Source organism: Wolbachia endosymbiont of Drosophila bocki (assembly GCF_028982005.1).
GTDB lineage: Bacteria > Pseudomonadota > Alphaproteobacteria > Rickettsiales > Anaplasmataceae > Wolbachia > Wolbachia pipientis.
Genome location: NZ_JAPQLG010000189.1, coordinates 4,037 through 8,644 on the forward strand (window position 1 = coordinate 4,037; position 4,608 = coordinate 8,644).

A 4,608-nucleotide genomic window follows, 5' to 3' on the forward strand; every position below is an offset into this window, starting at 1 on the left:
ACTAAAATTATTACGCATATATTATAAATTAGGGAGACTTAATTCATACACAATTTATAAATATAATAATATAGTTTAAAATAATAAAAACATTTATTTTAAGTTATTATTTCATAGTATAAAATTTTAAGTGACAAAAATTATTATATATCGTACTATAGTTAACTAGTATAATAAACAGTCGATTATTATGCTAGAATTAAAGGGATTGTTTATGCGCATTTCTCTTTTTAAAATATAATTTTTATAATCAATTAGAGGGGGTTATATGTCTTATACTATTGCTGGTGAAGTTGAAACGTTAAACAAAAAATCTAACAAGAATGAAGGGGTTATGTTACTACATAATCCAGCTTATCGTGAAAAGTATAAAGAACGTTTTGATGAAGCTCAGAGAAAAGTTATGGATATGGTTCAGTTTTATGATGGGACAATAGTATTAATAGAGAATAAAATCGCTATGTATTACTACACTTGGCACAGTAAAAAAAGAGAGTTTGAGCGTAAAAAACAACAAACAGTAGTGAAAAACAATGACTCAGCATAGAGTCTTTTATATGGTAAGCTACAGTGGTATTACTTCACTATAGCTTTTCCATATAATTTATCTATCACATTAGTGAAATATTTCAGCTCTTTATACCCTCCATGTTTAACTTTATTATGCTCTATATATGATTTATCATCGTTAAGCTTGATGAAAAATATTGGAGTGGCTGTGATACCAAGTTTATTAATTGCCAGTGATTTATCATTTACGATTTTATCCATTATTTTCTTATCATTAATGCATTGGTTAAATGCATCTTGCTTTAAGTTGCTTAGTGCAGCAATTCTTTGTAGTAAAGTCAAATCACTTAAATTGTAGTAATTCCACGAATCTATTGAGTTAAAAACAGCTTTGTTAAAATTAAAGTAGTCTTCTTGTTTTTCGTAGCAATGACTTAGCATTGCAGCCTTTAGCCCTCTGTAATCCAAAGGAAAATGACGAAATATATATAACATCTTACCTGTGTCTATATATTTCTCTTTAATTTTAGGAAAAACATTCCTATGAAAAAGAGAGCAGTGATAACAAGTTAATGAAGCATATTCTATCATTAGAATTGGTGCTTTTGGATCTCCTAATAATTTATCATTAGGTAATGGCGATAATAGCTCATTTGATGTTATTTCATTGGGTTTTTTTTGAATGTATTGGTTATCGGATAAATCTTGCTTAACAACTGCATAAGAATTAACACTTATGAAAATTAATAAAAACAATAGTCTAAAAATCATTACAATATAAACACTTAACTTACTAAAAAAAATTATACACTTATATTAATAATGTCAAGATAACTTTTGTTTAGCAAGGCTTTCAGCCCTATCTTTAAATGCAGCAATTATTTTACTTTGTGTATACTTATATACTGAGTTTAATAAAGTGGAAAATGAGTTGGACTTAAACTTAAACTCTATATAAAACTTTACCATAGTTTTATTTTCGTCTATGGGAATGAATTGCCATTCATTGTATAGATGTTTAAATATTCCATTTGATGATACAGCTTTTATCCAACCTTCATTTGTTCCACTTGGAGAAAGAGAAGTAACTTCTGATGTATATCTACCTTTAATTCCGTGAAAAGCTGCGAGGAGATCCACAACCATTTGGTTGTTAATTTTTTCTTTTATATAAACGGCTTTGCACCAAGGAACAAAATCAGGATACCTTTCAACACCAATTACAATTTGGAATACTTCATTAGGCAAACATAGGAAAACACCCCGTTCTTTGTATTGATGAAGCATAAATGTTAAACCAATCAAAATAGGATCCGTATCTACCGTCAGCCTTAGTAGATTCCTGAGACCAAAGTTAAGGTGGGCATCGCGTACCAATTTCAACGAAATTAACAGAGGCAATTCCCTTGACTAGAAATTATCGCTCGGGAAATTTAACTTAACTCATAACGCATAGAACAGACCCTTAATTAATTGTAGATGATTTATACAAGGTGTGTCTATAGATATATTAAAGCTAGCGATTATTATTTAATCTTTATTAAACTTTGCATTCTAAGTATCATAGCCAATAAATATATCTTATGAATATTACTAAAGTTTTAACTATCATTGTTTTTATTGTAATTTCTTCAAGTGCTTACACCAATTGTACAGATCACAAAATTTTTGTGCATACTATGAAGCAACAAGTGGATGGTATATCTACAAAGGAGAATAAAAAAAACCGGGAATGTGTGCAAAAAAAGCTTCAGGAGGTCATTCAAAACAATGTTAACCTCAAAGGAATATCGCAATTCGTCATAGGGAAACATTGGGCTTTAGTTAAACAAAAAGAAAAAGAAGATTTTTTAAGAGAGTATGAAGTGTATCTTACGCGTTTGTGCGTTAAAATTTTATATAAATACATGCATGATAGTGAAATGATCATAATGAGTACAAAAGCAGTTGACGATGAAACTTGCTTAATTGGTACAAGATTTTCTTACGGTGATGAAGAATTTACAAATATTGATTTTAAAGTTACTAAAAATAACAGTTCTTTCTTGATAAGTGATGTTGTAATGAGTGGAATAAGTATTGCTATTAATCAACGTTATCAATTTAGTGAAAAAATCGACACACATGGCATAGCAAGTGTGATAGATGAATTAAAATGTAACAACAATCTATGATATATATGCCTCATTGGCCTAAGCCACTTGGTAGCAGGCCGAATGATTTTTCTCTTGATCGCATAAAAGGCTTTCTTAGCAAACTAGATAACCCCGAGAAAAAAATGCCTCCCGCAGTTCATATAGCTGGAACTAATGGGAAAGGCTCAACACTAGCATTTATAAGATATATAATGCAAGCAGCAGGGTATAAGGTACACGCATACACTTCTCCACATTTAGTGAGTTTTAATGAGAGGATAGTGATAGCCGGCAGCTATACCGACGATAATGAATTATATAGCTTATTAGAAGAATGTCGTGCAGTAATTGCAGAACAACCTATCACTCTGTTTGAAGCTGCAACTATTGCAGCTTTTTTAGCTTTTTCTCGTCATAAAGCCGATATAACTTTAGTTGAAGTGGGTATGGGTGGAAGGCTTGATGCAACAAATGTTATAGATAATCCGATTTTAACAATAATTACTTCCATTGCACTTGATCATACGGAATATCTTGGCCCTACTGTAGAAATTATAGCAGGTGAAAAGGCTGGAATAATGAAACCTAATGTTCCTTGCGTAATAGCACCGCAAGAAAAATCTATAGTGAACACGCTAGAACACCACGCAATAAATAAGAAATCTCCCTTGTATAGAGGAGGTCTTGAATGGAATTGCAAAAAAAAGAACAACAAAATGGTTTTTCAATCAGCTATTCAATCAATAGAATTTCCTTTGCCATCTTTAAAGGGTGATCATCAGGTGATTAATGCAGGCAATGCTATTGCAGCATGTAGTATTTTAAGTGGAAAGTATGAATTTGATATTGGAGAAGAGGATATCACTTCAGGTTTACAGTGCACTTATTGGCCTGCACGGCTAGAGTCTATAAAAGAAGGTAATTTAATTTTCCTACTACCGAAAGATTGGCAATTATTTTTAGATGGTGCACACAATAATGATGGTGCTAGAGTACTATCTCAGTGGGTAAAAGATAATTTTGCTGAAGGTATTTATATGGTTTTTGGTGTTACTAGTAACAGAAATGTGGAAGAGTTCTTAGAGCACTTAAAGCCATATATCAAGCTACTATGTGCGGTTTGTGTTAAGTCTGAACCTAAAGCAACAAATACAAATTTGATTAGGGAAAAAGCCAATAACATAGGAATAAAAGCAGTTGAATGTGAATCAATTGGCGATGCAATATCAAATCACATATTAAAAGCCTCTACCCAAAACGTCAAAACCATACTAATCTGTGGCTCATTGTTCCTAGCTAGAGACTTCGCTATGGAGAATAGCTAACTTTGATGATATTAACTGACCGATGGGGAAATAACTTTGATTGCTCATAGTACTGCTTGGCTTTTCGTTATCGACTTCTATAAACTGATCATCACCTTTAAATTGCTCCTCAATTGAATTTATAGCTGTCTTTTTGAGAATATAATTACTTGCAGCATTTAAAATAGGTGAAGTAACAATTAAAAGCGTGAATGGTAATGAAAGTAATAAGCCGGATAACATCATAGAGTTAGTTATACCAAAGCCGTTGGCAACTAAATCTAATCCCACACCGAAAAACATTAAAGATGTACAGATTGTGTTGCTCAAAATAACTGAATTTTTTAGCCACTTTAATTTAGTCCTATCACTCTTTGAAAAATTTTCGCATTCTTGGTCAAAGTCAAACAATAATAAAATATTAGTCTGATGATTAAACTCTTTCCCATTTCTAGTATAAATGCTCTTAACAGCTAGACTCAAAATAGATCCTGCTAACAAGGGAGCAAGAAAACCTACTGCTATTGGTACATTAGAAGAAATACCATTAATTATTAAAAATGCAATTGATGTGAAGGATACTAAAAGAACTCCTAAGAACCTGTTAAGGATCTCGAAAATATGAGGTAAAATAAGCATAGTTAAGAAAGAGGTATATC

5 protein-coding genes, 1 other RNA gene and 1 pseudogene are annotated in these 4,608 nt (G+C 31.6%); 3 read left to right on the top strand and 4 right to left on the bottom strand.

Features of this window, described 5'->3' with window-relative positions; genetic code table 11:
* Positions 1 to 268: 268 nt before the first annotated feature.
* Positions 269 to 547 carry a DUF2671 domain-containing protein gene (locus OZD61_RS04540; protein WP_006279425.1) on the top strand — a complete coding sequence of 93 codons (279 nt, stop codon included), beginning with the start codon at positions 269 to 271 and terminating at the stop codon, positions 545 to 547.
* Between the two features lie 29 nt (positions 548 to 576).
* Here OZD61_RS04540 and OZD61_RS04545 read toward each other — a convergent pair whose 3' ends face one another.
* From OZD61_RS04545 to ssrS, 3 genes are all read right to left on the bottom strand, one after another.
* Complete coding sequence (locus OZD61_RS04545) at positions 577 to 1,281, bottom strand: DsbA family protein (RefSeq protein ID WP_038199341.1); 705 nt, start codon at positions 1,279 to 1,281, stop codon at positions 577 to 579.
* Between the two features lie 54 nt (positions 1,282 to 1,335).
* Positions 1,336 to 1,797, bottom strand: a complete 462-nt coding sequence (locus OZD61_RS04550; protein WP_274980012.1) for a type II toxin-antitoxin system RatA family toxin — start codon at positions 1,795 to 1,797, stop codon at positions 1,336 to 1,338.
* A gap of 19 nt (positions 1,798 to 1,816) precedes the next feature.
* Positions 1,817 to 1,977, bottom strand: a non-coding RNA gene (ssrS, locus tag OZD61_RS04555) — 6S RNA.
* A gap of 116 nt (positions 1,978 to 2,093) precedes the next feature.
* On the opposite strand from ssrS, the gene OZD61_RS04560 reads away from it, so the two are divergent.
* The gene (locus tag OZD61_RS04560; protein ID WP_182321265.1) at positions 2,094 to 2,684 is read left to right on the top strand and encodes an MlaC/ttg2D family ABC transporter substrate-binding protein; all 591 of its coding nucleotides are present in this window, start codon (positions 2,094 to 2,096) and stop codon (positions 2,682 to 2,684) included.
* Positions 2,681 to 3,970, top strand: a complete 1,290-nt coding sequence (locus OZD61_RS04565) for a bifunctional folylpolyglutamate synthase/dihydrofolate synthase (RefSeq protein ID WP_274980013.1) — start codon at positions 2,681 to 2,683, stop codon at positions 3,968 to 3,970. Before OZD61_RS04560 ends, OZD61_RS04565 begins: the two co-directional genes overlap by 4 nt.
* Here the strand turns inward: OZD61_RS04565 and OZD61_RS04570 are convergent.
* Positions 3,938 to 4,608, bottom strand: a pseudogene (locus tag OZD61_RS04570) (J domain-containing protein); the annotation flags it as partial. The gene OZD61_RS04565 and the pseudogene OZD61_RS04570 overlap by 33 nt on opposite strands.